The organism is Paenibacillus ottowii (genome assembly GCF_050516475.1).
Lineage (GTDB): Bacteria > Bacillota > Bacilli > Paenibacillales > Paenibacillaceae > Paenibacillus > Paenibacillus ottowii.
Genome location: NZ_CP191577.1, coordinates 3,585,994 through 3,605,475, shown reverse-complemented (window position 1 = coordinate 3,605,475; position 19,482 = coordinate 3,585,994). Strand labels below are relative to the sequence as shown.

At 43.8% G+C, this 19,482-nt stretch carries 15 protein-coding genes and 2 CRISPR repeat arrays; of the genes, 13 read left to right on the top strand and 2 right to left on the bottom strand.

Annotated elements, in window-relative coordinates; genetic code table 11:
• Positions 1-90: 90 nt before the first annotated feature.
• Positions 91-1,110 (bottom strand): flagellar motor protein MotB, encoded by a 1,020-nt coding sequence (locus ACQQ6X_RS16700; RefSeq protein WP_305166264.1) that lies wholly within the window; start codon positions 1,108-1,110, stop codon positions 91-93.
• A gap of 213 nt (positions 1,111-1,323) precedes the next feature.
• Between ACQQ6X_RS16700 and ACQQ6X_RS16695 the strand changes: the two genes are divergently transcribed.
• Positions 1,324-1,473: a hypothetical protein gene (locus ACQQ6X_RS16695; RefSeq protein ID WP_023988262.1), complete on the top strand. Its 150-nt coding sequence runs from the start codon at positions 1,324-1,326 to the stop codon at positions 1,471-1,473.
• Between the two features lie 126 nt (positions 1,474-1,599).
• Here ACQQ6X_RS16695 and ACQQ6X_RS16690 read toward each other — a convergent pair whose 3' ends face one another.
• Entirely contained in the window at positions 1,600-1,839 is a 240-nt protein-coding gene (locus tag ACQQ6X_RS16690) for a hypothetical protein (RefSeq protein ID WP_013370782.1), read from the bottom strand.
• Between the two features lie 390 nt (positions 1,840-2,229).
• Here ACQQ6X_RS16690 and ACQQ6X_RS16685 point away from each other — a divergent pair, with 390 nt between their 5' ends.
• The 12 genes from ACQQ6X_RS16685 to ACQQ6X_RS16630 all read left to right on the top strand — a co-directional run bounded on the left by ACQQ6X_RS16685 (position 2,230) and on the right by ACQQ6X_RS16630 (position 19,427).
• Complete coding sequence (locus tag ACQQ6X_RS16685) at positions 2,230-2,550, top strand: hypothetical protein (RefSeq protein ID WP_013370783.1); 321 nt, start codon at positions 2,230-2,232, stop codon at positions 2,548-2,550.
• Positions 2,551-2,617: 67 nt separating this feature from the next.
• Positions 2,618-6,613: a type VII secretion protein EssC gene (essC, locus tag ACQQ6X_RS16680; protein WP_305166263.1), complete on the top strand. Its 3,996-nt coding sequence runs from the start codon at positions 2,618-2,620 to the stop codon at positions 6,611-6,613.
• 16 nt (positions 6,614-6,629) lie between these two features.
• Positions 6,630-7,472, top strand: a complete 843-nt coding sequence (locus ACQQ6X_RS16675; RefSeq protein ID WP_305166262.1) for a hypothetical protein — start codon at positions 6,630-6,632, stop codon at positions 7,470-7,472.
• A gap of 5 nt (positions 7,473-7,477) precedes the next feature.
• On the top strand, positions 7,478-8,014 hold the full coding sequence (locus ACQQ6X_RS16670; RefSeq protein ID WP_305166261.1) for a WXG100 family type VII secretion target: 537 nt from the start codon (positions 7,478-7,480) through the stop codon (positions 8,012-8,014).
• Between the two features lie 257 nt (positions 8,015-8,271).
• Complete coding sequence (locus ACQQ6X_RS16665) at positions 8,272-8,547, top strand: WXG100 family type VII secretion target (protein WP_007430133.1); 276 nt, start codon at positions 8,272-8,274, stop codon at positions 8,545-8,547.
• Between the two features lie 201 nt (positions 8,548-8,748).
• Entirely contained in the window at positions 8,749-10,794 is a 2,046-nt protein-coding gene (locus ACQQ6X_RS16660) for a hypothetical protein (protein WP_305166260.1), read from the top strand.
• An 84-nt stretch (positions 10,795-10,878) separates the two neighbouring features.
• A complete protein-coding gene (locus ACQQ6X_RS16655; RefSeq protein ID WP_013370788.1) occupies positions 10,879-11,631 on the top strand; it encodes a vWA domain-containing protein in 753 nt (250 codons plus the stop codon).
• Between the two features lie 17 nt (positions 11,632-11,648).
• Positions 11,649-12,485: a hypothetical protein gene (locus ACQQ6X_RS16650; protein WP_305166259.1), complete on the top strand. Its 837-nt coding sequence runs from the start codon at positions 11,649-11,651 to the stop codon at positions 12,483-12,485.
• A 262-nt stretch (positions 12,486-12,747) separates the two neighbouring features.
• Positions 12,748-13,557, top strand: coding sequence for an SDR family oxidoreductase (locus ACQQ6X_RS16645; protein WP_063208772.1), 810 nt, complete (start codon positions 12,748-12,750; stop codon positions 13,555-13,557).
• Between the two features lie 243 nt (positions 13,558-13,800).
• A CRISPR array of direct repeats spans positions 13,801-15,040; the repeat unit is 32 nt; unit sequence GTCGCACTCTATGCGAGTGCGTGGATTGAAAT.
• 263 nt (positions 15,041-15,303) lie between these two features.
• Positions 15,304-15,393, top strand: coding sequence for a hypothetical protein (locus ACQQ6X_RS16640; protein ID WP_305166258.1), 90 nt, complete (start codon positions 15,304-15,306; stop codon positions 15,391-15,393).
• Between the two features lie 411 nt (positions 15,394-15,804).
• A CRISPR array of direct repeats spans positions 15,805-16,169; the repeat unit is 32 nt.
• A 455-nt stretch (positions 16,170-16,624) separates the two neighbouring features.
• Positions 16,625-16,939 carry a hypothetical protein gene (locus ACQQ6X_RS16635; protein ID WP_305166257.1) on the top strand — a complete coding sequence of 105 codons (315 nt, stop codon included), beginning with the start codon at positions 16,625-16,627 and terminating at the stop codon, positions 16,937-16,939.
• 4 nt (positions 16,940-16,943) lie between these two features.
• The gene (locus ACQQ6X_RS16630; RefSeq protein ID WP_063208768.1) at positions 16,944-19,427 is read left to right on the top strand and encodes a CRISPR-associated helicase/endonuclease Cas3; all 2,484 of its coding nucleotides are present in this window, start codon (positions 16,944-16,946) and stop codon (positions 19,425-19,427) included.
• Positions 19,428-19,482 lie beyond the last annotated feature (55 nt).

Genomic DNA, 19,482 nt, shown 5'->3' with positions numbered 1-19,482 from the left:
GCTGTAAACGTTGGCATCCTTTCATATGGCTGTATCTGATACGTGCATTTCATGGCGACCGACCATAACTTAAACTTAGATACTGTCTAGTTACGATTTGGGTTGGATTTGGACACGGGCTTCAATCCGTTTGGAGCCCTTTTTGTCATCTGCGGATTTAACTAATGATCCTGCCAGATGTTCTCCTTGTGTACCGTAAGCCTGTTTGGCGTTGCTCCACATGTCTTCATTCGGCTCGAAAGTTATGACCAATGCGTAGCGGTTGGCCAGGCTCGGTTTTTTGACCCTCATACTGAAGGAACCGTCAGGCATGACTTTGGTTTGATCATCGTAGCCAAACTGCCATCGTCCCGGAAAATCAATGGTCAGCTTAACGTCCGACCCTTCCAGCAAATTGCTGCGCACATATACATGGTAATAATTACCCTTTTGTTTTACATCAGGCTTAATCCACACCTGAGGACTACCATAGTCCTTTGGTTTGTTCCAGACAGGCTTAATTAGAGAGACATGTCGGTCTTGCTCAGGATCAAACTCAGCACCTATCCGAATTTCTTGCAAAATTTGTTCGTTTTCTTCGTATTGATATACATAAGGACCTTCCAATTTGCTGCCACCATCGCCATACAGATTTCGTATTTCTTGGTCTTGGTCATCTGGACGGAACAGAACAGTCAGATCCATACTGCCCTGAATACCAGGCCGGTGTACTTGGAGTACAAAACTTCCGTCCTTTTGAATAGTTGTCTCGTCCATGTATCCAGTTAACAGAGTGTTTTTGACCGCAAGATTCCCTTTGATTCGTGCTCCAGCTGGCAGGTTGGAATGTCCTGTAACCTTCACGGTATTTTTATCTATACTTACGTCACCTGATATTTCGACATAGCTGCTGCCCTGCTGATGTACAATCGTTTCGTTGGCAGCTCGTTCATCAAGAGTTGATGCAGCTTGGCTTGGATTACCCGTTACGGTGTAGGCACGTGCTTCCGCTTCATGTTGGGCTATACTCCGGGTTGAGGCTTTTTCCCTGCTGCATGCAGCCAGCATGATTAGAATTAAGGATGTACATAAAAGCTTCCAGCCTATTTTCATCATTTTGTACTTACTCATGATTTTTGCTCGCTCCTTGTCCGTAGCTTTCAGGCTTAATTAAAAAAAATTCGAAACTTTATGTATTTACCCTATTTAAAGGGTTTGTAATCCCGTTTGCTTTATCTACTAAAAGTGTACGTGTTTAAACAACAGGTGGAATGGTTAAAAATGGATAGCCTGATCATCCCCTTGAAAAGCAGGGGTAGCTTGCTGTAAAGGAGCCTGAGTCATATGTCCATTGACCGTTTTATCTTAAAAAAGTTGGACAACTGCCGGGAAGAGCATACACGCGCTAATTTACTAGAGCTGTTTAGAATACGAATCGAGAAGGCGCAGAATAAAGAACGAGGCGGTAAAAAAGGTTATCGCAGAATACTATAAAATAGAGTTTGATCAAATGATAGGCTGCGGTAAGTCACATGTAGTATGTTTTAAAACCGTTGATTTGGAGAGGGTGCTGAAATGCCCCTCTCTTTTTTATGTTATTACAAACAAAAAAAGTCCCTCTTAATAGAGGGACAATGCTAGTGAATCATTTTCACTTACGCTATGCAGGATGGCTTCACAACCGACAATCTCTATACTGATCAAAGAGTTAAGACATTTTTGAAGGGCGCGCTTGCCGCTAGAGATTTTATTCTCCAAAGTGTTACTTAGAAGTTTTAAGGTTTTTTGTACCGGTTGCTTATTTTCTTGATTGAAGTATACGGGAATACGTTTGTTTTGAAATGTAATTAATGTTCTCACAAAAATCACCTCACCTGAGTTATTTCATGGCTTTATTGTAGTGCCCGTTTCTTAAAATTACCTTAAAAACACCTTATAAAAACATAAAGGTCTGAAAAATTTACAAAGTGTTCACAACAATTTGGGTAACAATCGAATTTAGTTCTAACTAATCGACAAAATGACGTAAGTATTCAAATTAAACTTTGTAAATACAAATTTTTAATCCATATGACTCTACCATTACTTTTTAACATGACTAAAGTCACTGTTTTATTTTGAGTGTGGGTATTTTGTAACAAATTGACAGTCTAATAGGTGGATGCTACAGTTACGATAGCCATATTTCCGTAGAAATAGGCTTTTTGCGTGAATATTGTTATATAGATTAAGGATCGGGAGGGATGACTGATGATCCTGACCGTGCTTTCAGGACGACAGGAAACAGAGTGGTTTGATATTGAGGTAGCTGATGAATACTCGGTGGAACATTTAAAATTGATGCTGGGTGTGCGCATTTTTGGTGAGCCTCCGGCTGAAGGCATGCAATATATTATGGAAGCAAAGTTTCCAGAAGGGCTTTGGTTCAGAGTGGAGGATAACCAGCTTCTCACAGGAGCAGGCTTGCGAGAAGGCTGTACTGTGCGCATTCAGCGAGCTTTTTCGACAACTCAGGACGAAGCGCCTGTATACGGAAGGCGTTCCTTGTTTCAAACTGAAAAAAATGGGTAAATACACACATGAAATAATATGAAACCTTGGTAAAATGAAATAGTAAGCGAAAAGGGGGACTTTTGTCTTGAATGTATTATACCAGCGATCCCCGAGATTAAGACCAGCCCTCCGCGAGGAAAAACTGGAGATTTTACGGCCTCCGGCTGAGCCGAGCAAGCCATCTTTTTCTATTATATCTATACTTATTCCGTTAATGATGACGTTGGTGACTATAGGCTTTTACGTATATATGAGCAGAACAGGCAAGATGGGCAACAGTAACTATTTGATGTTCCAGATGGTTACGGTGGTCATGATGCTTACATCTTATACGATTCCTTTTTTCGTCTATTTAAATAATAAGAAGGAATACAAACGTAAGTTGGAGGAGCGGGACCGTATGTATCGGGAACAGCTCCAAAAGCATCGTGAAGAACTTGAAATGAAACGCGAAGAACAAATTCGCACACTATATGAAATTCACGGTGATCCGCAAATATGTACGCAAATCGTAAAAAATCGCAACAGTTCTCTTTGGGAACGATCCCCGGAGGATGAAGATTTTTTGCAGGTACGTATCGGGACTGGACAAGTTCCCTTTCATATTAAATTGCAAATCCCACGGCCTGACGGTTATGACCGAGATCCCTTGCTGGGGGCTGCTGATGAACTGGAGGAAGAATTTCGTTTGGTGGATGATGCTTCCATCACATTACCTCTGTTTCAATCCAAAGTGGTTGGATTGGTTGGCGAGCGAGAGCACATCCTTGCTGCGTTAAGAGTGATCTTGGCACAAGTGACGGTTCGTCACTCGCCAGATGAAGTGAAAATTGCCTCCTTCTATGATGAACGAGAGGAAAGTGAATGGACTTGGATGCGCTGGCTCCCGCATGTGTGGGACGATGACCGAATCCAGAGAATGATGTCAGACCGCAGTAGCAGCGCCCATCAATTAGCTGACTTTCTGTTTGCCAGATTGAACCGCCGAAAAAATAATCGCAATGAACGTCAGGGCAAAGGTATGGAAGTTCCGTGTTATGTAGTTGTTTTATCTGACACCCAACTGATTGAGGAAGAGCCTTTGCTGCCGTTGTTGCTGGAAGACGGCCGAGCGATTGATGCATGTACGATTGTGCTGGCTTCTCGTAAAGAGGCTTTGCCGATGCAGTGTCAGCTGATTGTGGAGGCTTCCAAGGAGCAAGGGGTATATGCTCTTAAATCAGAATCGGCGGAGGTTGAACAGCAAAGTTTCAAACCGGACCGTTTGTCAAAGGAGGAAGCCGATGCACTGGCGCGGTACATGGCACCTATTCGCTTGAAGCGTTCCTCGGCTTCAGATATTCCCGCTGTTCTGTCTCTTTTTGATATGATGAGTGTAGAAAGTGTGGAAGAACTGGATGTGGCAGAGCGGTGGCGACGTAACCGCCATCCTGATACTTTACCTGTGCCAATGGGTGTGCGGGCAGGCGGTAAAAAGATTATGATTAACCTGCATGATAAAATAGAGCGTCAAGGGCATGGTCCCCATGGCTTGATCGCTGGTACGACCGGTTCGGGCAAGAGTGAAGTTATTCAGTCCATTGTAGCCTCGCTCGCTGCCGAGTTTCATCCGCATGATCTTGCTTTTATGCTGATCGATTACAAGGGTGGAGGCATGTCCAATACGTTCGTTAACTTGCCGCATGTGGTGGGTACAATCACGAACTTGGACAACAATTTGATTGAACGTGCTAAAATATCTCTTAAAGCAGAACTGGTTCGTCGACAAAAGATATTGAACGATGCAGGCAATTTACAGCATATTGATGAATATTACAGACTACTCCGGCAGCGGCAGGAACAACCGCTGCCTCATCTGGTTATTATTATTGATGAATTTGCACAATTAAAGCGGGATCAGCCAGAGTTTATGGACGAGCTAATCAGTATTGCCGCGATTGGGCGGACATTAGGTGTCCATCTGATTTTGGCGACTCAAAAGCCGGCAGGTGTTGTCGATGACAAGATTTGGAGTAACTCCAGGTTCCGCATCTGCTTGCGGGTGCAAAGCGAAGGTGATAGCCGTGATATGTTGAAAATACCAAATGCCGCGTGGATAACGAAGCCGGGACGAGGGTATTTTCAAGTGGGTAGCGACGAAGTGTTTGAAGAAATGCAATTTGCTTGGAGCGGTGCGCCGTATATAGGCAACAGAGACGTTTCTTCTGCCTTACCTGTTCATGAAGTAAGACTGAATGGGAAACGTGAAGCGCTATTAACTGGTGGCGAACGGGCAAGCTCAGGCTTAAAAGGAGAAGAAGCTCCCAAACAGCTTCAAGTATTTATTGATTATATTGCAAAAGAAGCAGCTAAGGCAGGAATCGAACGTCTTCAGGGACCATGGCTTCCGCCACTGCCAGAAATGCTGGACTTAACTAATTTGCCGCAATGTACCGAAATAGATAGTACAGCCTCATCTTTGGAGCTGAAAGCCCTGATCGGGTTGGTCGATGATTTACCGAACCAACGACAGGAGCCGATATATGCGTCGCTGGATCATGGTCACTGGGCGGTGTATGGTATGCCAGGCATGGGAAAAACGACCTTTTTGCATACATTGCTGATGTCCACAGCCCAGCGTTTTGCTGCGAATCATTGGAACGGTTATATCATTGACATGGGGCGAACCATGCGCGACTTTGGAGAGCTTCCACAAATCGGTGCTGTTATGATGGCCGAGGAGGATGACCGGATTAAACGCTTGTTCCGCTATCTGTTCAAGATGGTGACTGTACGCAAGGAAATACTTTCTGAGGCTGGCGTCAAAACAATAAGCTCTTTTCGGCGTTCTGTCGTCGAGGATGTACCGCAAATTGTCGTCGTTATTGATGGATATCTTAATTTTCGTAATGCGTATCCGGATGAAAATGAACTGCTGGAATCACTTTTACGTGAAGGCGGTAGTCTAGGTATCACCTTCATCATTACAGCGAACCGGATTACCGATGTGTTTGAGAAGTTCCGCAGTAACATACCTAATGCTGTTTCTTTCGAATTGGCCGATCCTAGTGACTACTATTATGCGGTAGGACGACCAGCCAAAACACCAGGACCATTAATTCCGGGTCGGGCTCTGGTTAAAGGGCATGTTCCACCGCTGGAGTTCCAGACGGCACTGCCTTCACCAGGAGAAGATGAGGCGGAACGCTCAGCGCAACTACGTCGCAATATCGCTGGCATTGTGCAGAGGTGGAAGGGCAAGCACGCACCGGCCATTCTCCCATTACCTGAGCGGATTCCATTGCTGGAACTGCTTCAGCAGTGGGATCGGACGAGTGGGCCATCGAGCGCGCTTCCGTATGAAGTACCTGTAGGCTTACAGAGTGACGATCTTGAGCCTTTTCTCCTGAATTTGAAAGAAGGGCCTAATTTTATCGTAGGTAGTCCGATGGAGGGTGGAAAAACCTCCTTTTTAATGAGTTGGATTATATCACTTGCTTATTACACGTCACCGGATCAAATGCAAGTCTATACGATTGATACACGCTATGGAGGCGGAGGACTATCCCGGTTACGGCATCTTCCCCATGTTAAGGCTGCTGCCGAAAGCGAGGAAGAAATGGGACCTCTGGTACAACAGGTGCATGATATCGTTCAACAACGGAGCAAGGATGGGGATGATCCTGAACTGCTCCTTGTCATTGATGATGCGGATATGTTAAGCAAGCAACTGAACGATTTTATGATAAAGGATCAGCTTTCCGCCATTGTACGGTTGGGACGTGATCGCAATGTGCATGTCGTGCTGTCGGGTGTGCCATCTGATTTCCCTACCTTTGGTGTGGACTGGTTTAATGATGTCAAGGCAAGTCAAAGCGGTATGCTTTTTGGAACACTGGATTCGAATGATTTATCGTTCTTTCGTATCCCTTATTCGGAAGCAAATGCTGCTGCTGGTGGCCTAAAAGTCCTGCCTCCCGGGCAGGGATACTACGTACGACGCAAATTTACCAGGATAAAAGCGGCGATTCCCTTCTCAGAGCAAATGAGCTGTGAGGATTGGATAACGAAAATTCGCGACCGATGGCATGTTGTAGTTTGAAGGGAGGTGGCTCATAATGTTAACGTTTCAAGCTTCCAAGCAGAAGTTAATAACCCTCAAGGCAAAGGAACTGTTTTTTCTGGCAGGCGTATTGGGTTCTGACAGACTGCTTGGGGTGGAAGATCCGTTTAAGGGCTATCTAGCAGAGGAATTGGCGGAAGAGTGGGAGCAGGTCAAAGCTGCTCTTCTGGAAAAGGGTTATCTAAAGCAGGCCGATAAGGGTAAAGAGCTGGCTATGCCTCCTACCGTTTTTTCAAGAGTTGCTATCGCGGGATTATCCAACAGGGCCTGCCGTATACGCTATGTAAGGGGAGGTAAGCAGTTTGAAGGCTATCTCCATTGCACGAATGAGCGTGTGGTGGAGCTTGTAAAATCTGCTGATGAACCCGATGAATATCGTCTGTACGATCTCGGTAATGTGGAAAAGGCTTGCGAAACATTGGTTGACAAAATGGGCTGGGTTGATCGGCTTGTACCTGAATCTCCTGCGCTTATGTTTTCCAAGCAGGCTTTTAATAAAATTTACGAGCAATCTGCTGGAGAAAGTATGTCTCAAATCAGCAGTAGGCTGACCGAGGCTAGCGGCGATGAAGAAGGGGCAATGAGACTGGCTCAGTCTTTGAGTTCCCGTGTAGCCGAGGGAGAATTGCAATTACTGGTCTGGAACGGCAGGGAGTGGGAATCACAACGGGCAGCTTTTGTCCTGTGTCCTGCAATGAACTGGATATTTCGGATGAGCTCTGCTGGTAACGGAGATTGGTTGATTGCAGCCATGGCTTCAAGAGATCAGTTTGTAGACTTATTATTGAATTGGTTGAAACAGTCGGCAGTGACTGAAGAAGTGACAGAAGAAGGGTGATGGATATGCGCATTCGAGTTGAACCGGATGTGCTTCGGGGGCTTAGCGGGCAGCTACAGCATGCGGCGGAGCAAATTCAACAGTTAACATCAAGTTTGGAGCAGGCGTTACAATCGCTGGATTGGGATGTATCTGCACGTGAGGCGATCTTGAATCATTGGATGCAAGCCAAGCGGATGTCAGAGCAGATTCATGCTTACCTCCATACATCAGGTACACAACTGAACCGAAAGGCAGAGCAGTTTCAGTCTGTTGACCACAACTATCAAACGATTCTGCCATTTGCCAGCCAACCATTGGGACGACCTGTCACGATGCTCGACTGGTCGAATCAACAATCACCGTCTATTCTGCCTGGGCAAGCCTCGGAAGGAAGCAGTCTAATTTCCAACCCGCAGTCTGTCGTACATGCCATTGCAGGTGTTCAGTCTTTGGATGCAGACACGCAGCATCAGGATATTCTGAAGCAGGCGTCTTCTAGCAGTCCACAAGATTGGTATTTTACTGATCCGTCTATAGCAAGAGATCAGCCTGTTGCTTAGTTCGGATCGTTCCGGGATGATCAGGAACAGCTTGTAATTCCATATGAATTCATTATACTATTCCCGGTTTTATAGGACTTATATGGGACTTATTAGGTGGTTATTTATTAAGATTGTACTGTTAGATGCTGTTTTATAGTTAAAAAGTGGGATTGTTGCAATTAGGTCCTTTGCCTTTTGTAGGGAATTAAATAGCCATAGTACAATTTGAACCAGCTAAACAAAAACATTTTTTATCATCAAGGAGGACGCAAAAAATGGCAGGACGCATTTTAATTACCCCAGAACAGGTTGATCAGGTAGCTAACCAATTTAAACAAAGTGGTGAGCAAAGTCAGCAGATCGTTTCCAGCTTGACTCAATCCATTTCCGGTATGGAAGGTCAATGGGAAGGTATGACTAAACAACGCTTTTTCCAAGAGTTTCAGGAAGCTAGCAAACAAATGCAAGCTTTCGTTACGACTTTGAACAGTATTAGCCAAGAATTGACAGCTATCGCTAACAAATTCCGTACAGTTGACCAAGCGAAATAAGTTGTCTTGCCTGATCGGCATTAACTTATCATATATCACTCTATAAAGAAGCAATATGTGAACCCATTCCTCACGGATTGGCACAGATTTACAGGAAAAACCGGGCGATCTTCGGATACCCGGTTTTCTTGCCATCCATAGATGTATATAATAAGGTGAGGAAAACTAGCATACTGAACGATATAAGGAGAGGGATGTTTCATGTCTTTTCAACCGAATCCGGGAGACGAATTGATCATAAACGGCACAGCTTATGTGGTTGGGCGACATCCCGCTGCACCCGGTTTAGCTTATGCTCAAGCAGGGAGGCAGGGAATCGTATACCAGCTGAATGCCAAAAACGGAGCGCCACATGAGGCAAAAGCCCTCAAAGTGTTTTTTCCGAAGTTCCGCATCCCGGCTATGGTTTATCAATCGGAGCATATGGAAACATACGGGGACATTCCCGGTTTGCAGGTATGCAAGCGTGATGTGCTCACTCCAGAAAGAAACGGAAGTCTGATCGCCGAGCAGCCTGATTTGCTGTATGCGGTGCTGATGCCATGGGTTCATGGTATGACATGGTTCGATTGTCTCACAGATCAGCGTCAGCTTGAGGCTTCCGATAGTCTGGCTTTAGCCAGAGCACTGGCAGGGATCGGTTCAGCGATGGAGCAAAAAGGATTGGCACACTGTGATTTATCGGCGCCCAATGTGATGCTTCCGTTTTTTTCTGAAGTGGAACTGCCTGAAGGCACGTCAGCTGTCGAATTGGTAGACGTGGAGCAAATGTATAGTACCAAAATGGATCGTCCAGATGCACTATTGGCAGGATCGCCAGGGTATGCTGCACATCGTACTGTTCATAGCGGGTTATGGAGTGCGTATGCAGACCGTTTTGCGGGGGCTATCATTATTGGAGAAATGCTAGGCTGGTCTGACCGTGTGGTAGTCGATAAAGCGTGGGGCGAAAGTTATTTTGATCAGCATGAAATGCAGACGCCTTGCGAACGTTATTTTATTTTACGAAAATCGCTTGAAGCCCGTTGGGGCAGCAAGGTGGTAGAGTTGTTCAGCCGTGCTTGGGATAGTCAGGATCTAAGCAGTTGTCCTACCTTTGGCGAATGGCTGGTTGTACTTAATGCGGTTACTGAGCAGAAAATTCCTGTTGAGACTATAGAATCTGAGCCAGCTGTGACAGAAACAAAAGGACCGGCTGCGACGAGTGGGCCCTCCAGTGAATTAGTATCCCCTTTAGCAAGCCCTGCACCATTCAAAGCTGAACAAGCTGCATTGCTAAATCAGGATGTCCTAGAGCAGGGAGAGCGAGGAGTAACAGACAAGCTGTTTCGACAGGCGCGCGATCTGGAACAGCAGAACAAGCCGGCTGCGGCGTTGGAAGTATATCGTTCGCTGTATCATTTTGTAGAGGACGGTAGTCCGTTGCATGTGGAGGTGTCGGCTGCGATAACAGGGCTGGAGGAGCAGCTGAATCCCAAGATACCAGAGCAGCCTGAAAAATCGAAAGCTTGGTATCGCTCCAAAATGTTTATCGTGACAGCATCAGCCGCAGTCGTTCTATTGGCAGCTGGAATCCCTACTGTGAGTATTCTTGCGGATCAGTCTAATCAGCGACAAATCGAGGCTGCTAAGCAAGAAGAGGCGTTGAAGGCTGCAAAAGCGGCCGAGGAAAAGTTGGCAGCCGAGCAGGAGGCCGCTCAAAAATTGCTGACAGAAAAACAACAGCAGGAAGCTGAACAGCAGGCCAAACAACAGGCTCTTACTGCTCAAAAGCAACAGGAAGAGCAGAAGAAACAACAAGCCCTAATCGATCAACAGGTTAAATACGAGGCTTATCTAGCCCAAAAGGAGAAAAACAAACAGGCAGCTGCCAAGTTGGCAAAGCAAAAAGCATATGATCAACAGGCAAAGTATGAGAAATACCTGGCCTTGAAAAAAGAGCAGGAAGCTCGTGCCGCCAAGGAAGAGACAGCTCGTAAAGCAGCAGTGGAGGCGGAACAAAAGCGAAAAGATGCTATAAAGGCACGTAACAAGGAGAATGTTCTTCAGCTTATTTCCTTGTATAACAAGGCTTATGCTTCTCAGGAAGGTGGAAGCACGGCGAAGGCAAAGAGCTTTGCCAAACGTTTTAGGGCACTATATGACAGTAATCCTTCTTATTATCGTTCAGTAGGGGAAGTGGGCTATCGGGCTTCCTCTATTTATAACTTTTTAGGAGATACGAATTTTAGACTGCCTAAAATTTGATGTTTCATATGTTTTTATATGGAAGAATGATAGATTAGGAAACAGATATAGATATAAGGTAACTGAGGGGAGCATGTACCAACTATGAATTATACAATACAGGCTTCACAACGTACTCCCGCCCTGATCATTTACCTGATTGACATCAGCGCGTCGATGAACATGCTGATGGAAGGGCGGCGGCGTATTGACGTTGTGTATGAAGCTATATCATTGGCGATTCGACAGATGGTTTTCCGATCAACTAAGGGAAATCGGTTGACTGCGCGGTATCGGATTGCAATATTAGCTTATAGTGACGACGTATATGATCTGCTGAATGGTGTCAAGGGAATTGATGAAATCGCAGCTATTGGTTCGTTGCCTGATTTGACACCCAAACGATTCTCAGATTCAGCAAAAGCCTTCTTGCAAGCTGAACGTATTTTGCAGGCGGAATTACCAGGGATGCAGGATTGTCCTGCACCGTTGGTCTGCCACATGACAGATGGTGTTTCTACAGGCGACGATCCGGAACCGATTGCGAAACGCATTATGAACATGAGTGTGCCAGACGGCAATGTACTGGTGGAAAATATATTTTTATCCGACAGGTTGCTGGAAACGCCTATTCAGGACCCTCGTCGCTGGAAAGGTCTGACTCATAATACGCCGTTGCAGGATGAACATGCTGTGAAATTGCGTAATATGTCTTCTGTACTTCCTGAAAGCTATCGGGAAATGCTGTTTGAGGCAGATTATCAGTTAGGTGAAGGAGCCATCATGATGCTGCCTGGAACCTGTGCGGAACTGGTGTCGATTGGTTTTCAAATGTCAGCCGCGACACCTGTACGGTAAGGTAAGGAGGTAAAAGCATGAATCCACTGCTGTCCCTGCTCCCCACGAGCAAGAAAAAGGGATTGAATGCAAGGCTGACTCAGCAATTTGCTTACATAAGCTCTCAGACAGGCGATCAGCCTTTATCATCTCATCACAATCGTTTTATGTGTCGTTATGGCTATGGAAGGTCTGCTGAATCTGCTAGTATGGGGGAAAGCGGACAGGATTTTGCCGCCGTACGTATTCATAAATCTGTCTGCTGTTTTGTCTTGTGTGATGGTGTCGGGCTCAGTTACCGAGGAGATTTTGCAGCCCGCTATCTGGGTTCTTCTTTACTGAATTGGATGGAACAGAGACAGGATCTGTCTGCTGATCAATTGAAGAAATATCTTGAACGTCTGGCAGGTGCAGCTACGGAGGAGCTGGATCGGCAGCCTCTGGATCACGAATCAGGCTTAATGCGTTCAGTATTGGAAGATAAACGTCGTCAGGGAAGCCAATCCATGTATATTTGCGGTAAAATCGAACTACCGAAACGAGGTACCCGAGGGCGTCTCCGACTTGCCTGGCAAGGGGATTCGCGTTTGCGGTTGTGGAACGGTGCGGAAGAAATCAGTGAACTGTTCGATCATACCTTTTCTACCGCGGAGCGCTGGTCTACCAGCCGTGGGCCGATCGGAGGGAAGCCGCATTGGTACGAAAGAAGCATACCCGCCGATATGCCGATGAGATTACAAGTCTATACGGACGGTTTGTCCGATTTAGATCCTATTCGCGAGCCTGTCCCTGATGAGCAGATACAGGTATTGCTGGATGCGTCTCATACCGGAGGACTTGATGATGATGCTGCATTTATTGAACTGCAGTGGTAAATGAATAAGCAAAAGGACGTATGCATCCATATTGATGGTTGTAGGACGTCCTTTTTTGATGAATACACATAAGACTACGAATAGGTAAGATATTACGGAATGTAATGAGAAGAGAAGAAAAGATGCACGAATCCATAAAATATTCGATCTTTTCCTGAATTTCGTAAAAGAATAACAAAAAATGCGCAAAAATGGTGATTATAAAGTATACCCTTTTGGGTAATCTTGTGATTATACAGATTATTGAAAGGGAGCGATACATATGAGCTACACATATGCAGGAGGCGCGCGCTTTGAAGGCAAAACTGCTCTAATTACGGGGGCTGGTTCTGGCATTGGCAAGGCAACGGCTATTCAAATGGCTAGAGAAGGAGCAAATGTCGCTCTTTTTGACGTAAGTAATGATCGTATTTTGGAGACAGAAAGAGAAATTAATGCTATACGTGAAGGGGCAGCCCGGGCTTTTGACGTGGACATTGCCGATCCGGTACGTGTGGAAAAAGCAGTTCTGGAAGCGGTTGAATTGTTTGGCGGGCTGCATATCATTTTTGCCAATGCGGGGATTAACGGGGTTGTCGCACCGATCGAGGAGCTGAGCATTGAGGATTGGCGGCAAACTTTGTCAACGAATCTGGAGGGCACCTTTCTGACGGTGAAGTATACAATACCGCATTTGAAAAAGAACGGTGGCGGCAGCATTATCATTACCAGCTCGATTAATGGAAATCAGCGCTTTACCAGCTTTGGGATGTCCGCCTACAGCACATCAAAGGCAGGTCAAACCGGTTTTGCTAAAATGGCAGCCCTAGAGCTGGCTAAGTTCCGTATTCGTGTCAATGTCATTTATCCAGGGGCCATTTCGACGAATATTGATGAAACCACAGAGAAATCGGAAGGGTTAAAGCGGATCACCATCCCTGTGCAATTTCCCGAAGGCGATCAGCCGTTGGCAGATGGACCGGGACAACCCGAGCAAGTGGCTGATTTGGTGACATTTTTGGCGTCTGATCATTCGCGTCACATCACTGGCGCACAAATTGTGATTGACGGGGCTGAGTCATTATTGTTCTAAAAAATAGAGCATTATCTGGGATAGAGAAAGGTTTTGTGGTATCTTAAGTGTATTCTTACTTACGGTGCGAATGGGAAGCTCACATAAAAACCCCAGATCCTTCGCACCTCGAAATTTGTCGAAATACATTTATATTCACTTTATCGTTAGTTGTCAATAGTCGATTCAAGCTTTTTAAGCATCGTTTTTTTCGAAAATATATGGAATTAATACCGTTAGGGTATTAGTTCCTTCATTTTCGCTGTCGCACTCTATGCGAGTGCGTGGATTGAAATCATTGATTGTCGAATTTCGTCGTTTGACAATCTATGTCGTCGCACTCTATGCGAGTGCGTGGATTGAAATCCCTCTCAGTTGTTTTATTTATAGAAAACGAACGTCGCACTCTATGCGAGTGCGTGGATTGAAATCTACAGAAGATAATGAGACACTCACAACATCAGAAGTCGCACTCTATGCGAGTGCGTGGATTGAAATTTAACGGGCCTGTGGATAAGAAATGGACGAGGGCAAGAGTCGCACTCTATGCGAGTGCGTGGATTGAAATCCCTTCTGTTCAAAATCGCCGTACGCAGCAATTTGTCGCACTCTATGCGAGTGCGTGGATTGAAATTGACATTTTCAAACCCGATACAACAAACGATGTTGTGGTCGCACTCTATGCGAGTGCGTGGATTGAAATTTGATCCATAACACCACCCCAAATTCCGAACATTACTGTCGCACTCTATGCGAGTGCGTGGATTGAAATGTTACCGCTGGTGCTGGTGCTTCCGGCATGATAAGTCGCACTCTATGCGAGTGCGTGGATTGAAATTGGAGCGCCAAGGAAAAAGTAATTTGATTTTTGTGTCGCACTCTATGCGAGTGCGTGGATTGAAATTATTGATTGGGTGCTAAAAGAGCCGTATGCAGCGTCGCACTCTATGCGAGTGCGTGGATTGAAATATGTGTTGCCCTCCTTTATTGCTCGGCTAGATAAGTCGCACTCTATGCGAGTGCGTGGATTGAAATGGGGCACCTGGCGGACGATAGATAACCTTAATAGTCGCACTCTATGCGAGTGCGTGGATTGAAATCTTTAAGTAAGTGGTACAAGCTGTTCGCGCAACGTCAGTCGCACTCTATGCGAGTGCGTGGATTGAAATATATCCGCTTTGGAATGGGTTATCTTGCGCTTGCTGTCGCACTCTATGCGAGTGCGTGGATTGAAATCTTACAAAATCCATTATCTGCATCATTTCATTTTCGGTCGCACTCTATGCGAGTGCGTGGATTGAAATAACACCCGTAAATGACTTATTGGCAGGTGTACCCGGTCGCACTCTATGCGAGTGCGTGGATTGAAATATGTGCTGGATGCTATGGGCAGCTGGCACAAGTTTGGTCGCACTCTATGCGAGTGCGTGGATTGAAATACATGCGTGTGGAAGGATGGCGGACAGATCATGGTCGCACTCTATGCGAGTGCGTGGATTGAAATCGGCAGGTGGAGGGGCGCAGCCGGAGGCTCGGCCTGGTCGCACTCTATATGAGTGCCTGAACCAAGACTGAGTAGCTGCACTTGGTTGCACAAGTGGTGAGTGCTTCTTGTTATCTCTACCATTGAGCAAATCTGTGAATTGATGAAACTGGGTATTTTACCCGGTTTGAAGGGGACGTGGTGGCTCAGTATAAATCTGTATGGGATGATCTGATCTTACAGCAAAAAAAGATAATTTTTATTTCCATGGATGTCATAAGCGCTTGCCGTTAGATAATGTGAATGCCTTATTATCTTTTGCCTATGCACTGTCGTCCAATAATATGAAATTGGCTGTCTGGACGCTTATGTAGCTCCTCTATATAGACATCGTCCTGGGGGAGCCTTATTGACACTAGTTGTGATGGAAGAACTTCGAGAAGTATATGCCGACCGTTTTCTCCAAAAAAATAATTAATGGCAAGTGATTTACAAGAAAGAAAACGCACTTTTGCTTCTACAACTAGGAGATGACTAAAAAAAGAAAGTAGAGCATGTAGGAACTAAGAAAGCCTTATGATATGAAAGGCCCACTGATTTTGTAAGGTGCGAATGTGAAGTTCACATAAAAATCCCGGTTCTTTCGCACCTCGAAATTTGTCGAAAAGCAATTGGATCAGTGATCTTCAGTAAAAGTCAGTGGTTGATACAAGCCTTTTGGCATCGTTTTTTTGCAACAATGTGTGGAATTGATATCATTAGGGTGTGAATTCCTGCACTTTTGCTGTCGCACTCCATGTGAGTGCGTGGATTGAAATATCTGACTGAAAGACATTATCTTATCCATGAGACGTCGCACTCCATGTGAGTGCGTGGATTGAAATATCATATCAAATGATACAAAAAATTAGCATTTATGTCGCACTCCATGTGAGTGCGTGGATTGAAATTGTAACATATGCCGCCTGCGAGCAGATAACTGAAGTCGCACTCCATGTGAGTGCGTGGATTGAAATAACATAAATACGGTGTTTTGGGAAGCGGCTTATCAGTCGCTCTCCATGTGAGTGCGTGGATTGAAATCCCAAAAGAGGGTCCAAGGTAATATGATAACCAAAGTCGCACTCCATGTGAGTGCGCGAATTAAAATTATCTATATTATTTAACTTTCGTAATAGCTCCCAGCAGATTCTTCATGATTGTAGCCAAGATATATTGATAACTTCAGGAATATCAGTATCGTTTTCTTGAAAATATTATTTCCATATGACTATAAAAATATTTGTTTACATAACGAGAATAAATCTAATATGATTAAGAAGTCGCAGATAATCTAGTATTTTTAGGCGAAATGCAAACCTCTTCACATTAAACAACCATAAGTTCCTAAAATGAATCCTTAGACAGGATGCGAAACCGAGAGCCTTGAATTAAGTAGATAAAAGATGAGGGTGGAGCATATAACGCTGCGAGAATATATGAAGATTATCTAATAGTTCACTTAACAACGTAAAATGTTTAAGTTGCTTATTCTGGGCTTTGTCGATATTACCTTATGCATGGTCACACATTTAAATTATTTGTTTGTTCAATGGAGGTAAAAAGATGAATTTATTAGCTATTCCTGGTCTGTATTTTTATATCTATTTAGGCATAGGCCTTATCGTGGGATATCGGTTTGTGTCTCAAGAATTAACTGAACGTGCACAGGAATTGCGGCAAGACAACGAAGAGGAAAACGATGAGGAACTGTCTGCAGCACGAGAGGGGCTATATCAATCTCTACATGATCTTCATCGTTTAATAGGTCAGAAAGGTGTTATTGCCACGATATATATTTTATTTATGCTTTTTTGGCTTCCGTCATGGTTAGTAATTACTTGGAAAAGGTTATTTACAAAGAAAACTGAAGGAGACTGAAAAAATGCAATATATCGCCCACATACGGGAAAGCGACCAAGAGATTCAAACCGTTGCTGAACATCTATACGAAACCCGACAATTGGCAGAAGTCTATGGTGACAAAATAGGTATACGACATATTACCGGATTAGCTGGTATGCTGCATGACTTGGGGAAGTACACAGAAAAATTCCAAAATTACATACGTTTAGCGGTACAAAATCCTGATAATCCGCCAAAGCGAGGAAGTGTAGATCATTCCAGTGCAGGTGGGAAATTATTATATACTCTCTTTCACATCCAACCTCAGGGTACATTTGATAAGCAGGATGTATTTATTAAATATGTATTGACCGAAGTTGTAGCAAATGCTATTATTTCACACCATTCTTATTTACAGGATTTTTTAAATCCACAGCTGGAATCTAGATTTTTGTATCGGGTGCGTGACCTAGATATAGAGGGTTTTGAAGATGCAGTAGTGCTTTTTTATAAGCAGGTCATAGACAAATCTGCATTTTTTGATTATGTGAACCAAGCAACGGCTGAGTTGGATCAATATATGAAACGAGAAGGTGAAGTAGATTTTGAACTTAAATTAATGTATTTATCCAAGTTTGTTTTTAGTGCTTTGATAGATGCGGATCGAACTAATACCCGCTGCTTTGAAGAAAATAAGAGTGCAGGTGATAAAACCAAAGTTGGATCAATGCATCACCAAAAGCTATTTCATGAGTATTACGAAAAATTAATGATGCACGTCAAATCCCTGCAGGCAGGCAGTGATGCCAATACACCTATTAATTTACTTAGAAAAGAAATGTCCGAACAATGTGAGCAATTTGCAAAAAGACCTTCTGGAATACATACGCTCTCTATCCCTACAGGCGGTGGTAAAACACTCGCCAGTTTTCGTTATGCCTTAAAACATGCTTCAACATTTGAAAAAAAACATATCATTTATGTTATTCCATTTACAACTATTATTGAACAAAATGTACGAGAGGTTCGCAGAATAATATTGGACGATGCAAATATTTTGGAGCATCACTCTAATGTGGTCGTGGACGATCATGAAGAGGAAGAGAGCAGTGAGTTCGAAGATGTAGTTGTGAGTACGCGTCAAAAATTAAAGCTGGCTAAGGATAATTGGGATTCACCGATCATTTTCACCACAATGGTGCAATTTTTAAATGTCTTTTATGCTGGCGGAAGCAGAAATATTCGTAGACTTCACAATTTAAGCGAGTCCGTCATTATTTTTGATGAAGTACAAAAAGTCCCTACTCATTGTATTTCATTATTTAATCAAGCAGTGAACTTTTTGAAAACCTATGCTTACTCAAGTATTGTTCTTTGTACGGCTACGCAACCAGAATTAGATTTTGTACATAACAAGCTGGCAATCGAACCAGATGCTGAAATGGTACACGATCTGGATCATGTCATAGAATCGTTTAAGCGGGTTGAAATTGTAGATAAAGCAACAGATATGAAGTTTAATACGGAGAAACTTGGCGATTTTGTTGAACAAAAACTTGCTGATGAACAAAGTGTACTCGTTATCTTAAATACAAAAACGGTAGTGAGAAATCTATATCAGAGATTAAAGGAAGGAAACGGTACAGTCCCGATCTACCACTTAAGTACATCCATGTGTCCGGCCCACCGTAATTCTATATTGGAGGATGTTAAAAATCACCTGAAACATAAAGAACCTGTCATTTGTATTAGCACACAATTAATCGAGGCTGGAGTAGATATCAGTTTTAAGTGTGTCATTCGATCATTGGCTGGTCTGGATTCCATTGCTCAAGCGGCGGGGAGATGTAATCGTCACGGAGAGTATAAAAAGAAACAAGTGTATGTCATTGACCATGAGGAAGAGGATCTCAAGAGACTAAAAGAAATCAAAATCGGTAAAGAAATAACTAGAAAAATGTTCATTGACTTAAAAGATGATAAAACTCGCTTTGGTGGAAATATATTATCTGCTCAAGCCATGGAAATATATTTTCAAAAATATTATTCCGAGTTAAAGACTGACATGAATTATTTTATTCCTAAACTGAGAAAAAACATGACTGAATTATTATATGCCAATCGCATAGAAAATACTTACTATCAATCTTATTGCAAAGAAAATGAGACGATTCTACCCTTACTCTTAGCGAATAGCTATAAGACTGCTGCAGACCATTTTCAAGTCATTGAGGATCATACGACCGCTGTCATTGTTCCTTATGGAGATGGAGAAAAAGAAGGAAAGGAGATCATCGCGGATCTAAACGGGCAGAAAAGCATAGAAGACCTTACGGATCTGTTGCGCAGGGCACAACAATTCACTATTAATATATTTAACTATGAGAAAGACCGATTAGATCAAAATAAGGGGTTAGTCTCTTTTTTGGATGGGAAAATATATGCACTAACTGACGGGGCTTATGATGATTGTTATGGGCTTAACCTTGAAAATGACAGTCTGCATCATGGATTTATCCTTTAAAAAACAACTCAATTGGGACTCTGGACTTATATTCTGCATTGACTACCCCTGTCAA

Coding starts and splice junctions, on each gene's coding strand:
- ACQQ6X_RS16700 (WP_305166264.1), bottom strand. CDS start 1,110: ATGAGTAAGTACAAAATGATGAAAATAGGCTGGAAGCTTTTATGTACA.
- ACQQ6X_RS16695 (WP_023988262.1), top strand. CDS start 1,324: ATGTCCATTGACCGTTTTATCTTAAAAAAGTTGGACAACTGCCGGGAA.
- ACQQ6X_RS16685 (WP_013370783.1), top strand. CDS start 2,230: ATGATCCTGACCGTGCTTTCAGGACGACAGGAAACAGAGTGGTTTGAT.
- ACQQ6X_RS16675 (WP_305166262.1), top strand. CDS start 6,630: ATGTTAACGTTTCAAGCTTCCAAGCAGAAGTTAATAACCCTCAAGGCA.
- ACQQ6X_RS16670 (WP_305166261.1), top strand. CDS start 7,478: ATGCGCATTCGAGTTGAACCGGATGTGCTTCGGGGGCTTAGCGGGCAG.
- ACQQ6X_RS16665 (WP_007430133.1), top strand. CDS start 8,272: ATGGCAGGACGCATTTTAATTACCCCAGAACAGGTTGATCAGGTAGCT.
- ACQQ6X_RS16660 (WP_305166260.1), top strand. CDS start 8,749: ATGTCTTTTCAACCGAATCCGGGAGACGAATTGATCATAAACGGCACA.
- ACQQ6X_RS16655 (WP_013370788.1), top strand. CDS start 10,879: ATGAATTATACAATACAGGCTTCACAACGTACTCCCGCCCTGATCATT.
- ACQQ6X_RS16650 (WP_305166259.1), top strand. CDS start 11,649: ATGAATCCACTGCTGTCCCTGCTCCCCACGAGCAAGAAAAAGGGATTG.
- ACQQ6X_RS16645 (WP_063208772.1), top strand. CDS start 12,748: ATGAGCTACACATATGCAGGAGGCGCGCGCTTTGAAGGCAAAACTGCT.
- ACQQ6X_RS16635 (WP_305166257.1), top strand. CDS start 16,625: ATGAATTTATTAGCTATTCCTGGTCTGTATTTTTATATCTATTTAGGC.
- ACQQ6X_RS16630 (WP_063208768.1), top strand. CDS start 16,944: ATGCAATATATCGCCCACATACGGGAAAGCGACCAAGAGATTCAAACC.